The organism is Frankia sp. CcWB2 (genome assembly GCF_977927585.1).
Window position 1 is genome coordinate 10141 of sequence record NZ_CDWRCM010000114.1, and the last position, 2097, is coordinate 12237.

General features: G+C 67.3%; 2 protein-coding genes and 1 tRNA gene. 2 read left to right on the forward strand and 1 reads right to left on the reverse strand.

Annotation, left to right across the window (positions count from 1 at the left end; translation table 11 throughout):
• Together ACY45C_RS13255 and ACY45C_RS13260 are read left to right on the forward strand one after the other, a co-directional pair.
• A partial coding sequence (locus tag ACY45C_RS13255) for a ParA family protein (RefSeq protein WP_462187925.1) occupies positions 1-720 on the forward strand: 720 nt, incomplete at its 5' end.
• Positions 721-946: 226 nt separating this feature from the next.
• Positions 947-1031, forward strand: a tRNA-Leu gene (locus ACY45C_RS13260).
• Positions 1032-1058: 27 nt separating this feature from the next.
• Here the strand turns inward: ACY45C_RS13260 and ACY45C_RS13265 are convergent.
• Positions 1059-2097 (reverse strand): recombinase family protein (locus tag ACY45C_RS13265; protein WP_462187926.1); only part of this gene is annotated, 1039 nt, incomplete at its 5' end.

Genomic DNA, 2097 nt, shown 5'->3' on the forward strand with positions numbered 1-2097 from the left:
TACGTGACCACACCGTCGATCGTCAACGCCGCCGTCGCCGCGGGCGGCGGCACGCTGGACCTGCTCGCGTCGCACCTCTCGCTCGGCGACATCGAGATGGACCTCACCGCCAGGCTGGGCGGGGCTCAGGCCCACCGGTCCACCAGGTACTACTTCGACGTCTACCAGCGGCTGGCCACCGGGCTGGCGTCCTTCTCCACGTACGACTACGACCTTGTGCTCATCGACTGCCCGCCGAACTTCGGAGTCATCACCCGGGCCGCGATCGCCGCCTGCGACCACCTGCTCATCCCGGCCCGGCCGGACAACCTGTCGACGCTGGGCATCGAACATCTGATGAGCAGACTGGGCCGGTTCGTCTGGGAGTACAACAGGGTCGCGGAGTTGCAGTCCGGGATGCATCCGGCCGTGAAACGACTCGAACCGCGGGTGCTCGGTGTTGTTCTCATGATGGTCCAGTACTACGGCGGTCGGCCGACCAGCTTCCTGCGGCCCTACATCCACCAGGCATCGAGTCTCGGACTTCCAGTGTTCGAGTCGATGCTCCGCGTAAGTAACCGGAGCTTCGCCGGAGCAGCTGGAACCCAACTGCCGGCGGTGCTGTCCGCAGATCTCCCGCCCGAGGTGGCCCGGGAGCTGATCAGCCTGGTCGAGGAGTTCCTCCGGCGAGTCGGGGCGGCCAGCCGCGGGGCGGGTCCGTTACGTAGGCCCGTCGCGTAGGCCCGTCGCGTAGGCGAGATCCAGAGGCCCCGGCGCCCAGCCAGTCATGATCGACATTCTCCGAGACACACCTCGAGTAGTGATCCTGCCGCTTCTCGTTCTCGTCGAAGCGGGGCAGAACTCGCAAGTCGGGACTTGATCGTCTGGTGGTCGGGGGTAGCGACAACCACCCCCTTGGAGCGTGTAACATCGCAGTCGTTCGCGGGTGAGACATCCGCGACCACCTGTCCGGGTGGCGGAATGGCAGACGCGCTAGCTTGAGGTGCTAGTGCCCTTTAACGGGCGTGGGGGTTCAAGTCCCCCCTCGGACACTCTCGTTTGTACATGATCGCTTGAGGCTAGGCTTCGGCGATCACTCGGTGGGCTCCCGGCTCGTAGATCACCTGGAGCCCGAGCTGGGTGTAGATCTCGGCCTTGTCGGCTGGGTCGGCCTCAGCGAGGACCGTGACGATGTCGCCCATGACGGTGACGATGTCGCTGATCTCCTGTTCAGTCATGCGCTGACGGTCGGTGGTGGTCCGGAGGCGGGCCTGGGCGGCGGCGCGTTCGGTGTTGGCTTTGGCGGTCCAGCGGGCGACGAGGGCGGGGTCGGTGCCGGCTTCGAGGGCGAGCCGGTATCGCTCCAGCTTGGCGTCGCAGTCGGCGACGGCCTTCCGTGCTTGGGCGAGGTCGGCGTCACGGCCGATGTCGGTGTCGTCATCCTGGGCGGCGGTCAGGGCGGCGATGGTCACAGGGAGCCGGGGCGGGGTGAAGGCGCGGGCGAGCCAGCGGTCGAGGTGGGGGACGATGAGTTCCTCGCGGACGTAGACGCTGCGGGGGTGGTGGACGTGGTTGGCGAGGGCGTACTGGTCGGGGTAGACGCAGCGGTAGTGGGGTTTGCCGTTGTTCCAGCTGCCCTGCATCCGCCGCTGGCAAATCCCGCAGCGCATCCGCCCACGGAGCTGGTAAGGGTGCCGGGTGCGTTTGGGCTCGCGCGGCCCGCTCGGATCAAGCTTGCGGGCGGCGTAGCGGGCTTTGACCTGGGCGAAGGTGTCGTCGTCGACCAGCGGCGGATGGACGATCGCGGCGGAGTAGATCCAGGTGTCGGGGTTGTTCCACCGCATTCGGGTCTCGTAGCCGAGGGCGACGTCCTCGACGTCGAGAAGGACCTCGTCCTTGCGCTGGCGGTTCCAGACCTGACGGCCGGTGTAGCGGGGGTTGGTCAGGATGGCACGCAGCGCCGGTTTGGACCAGGCGATACCGGTCCTATGCGGGTTGCGTGCCGGATCATGCGCTGACGGGCTGGGGATGCCGTCGGCGGTGAGTCCCTCGGCGATCGCGTACAGCCCGCGGCCTGCGACGTACTCGGAGAAGATCCTGGCCACGATGGGGCTGGTG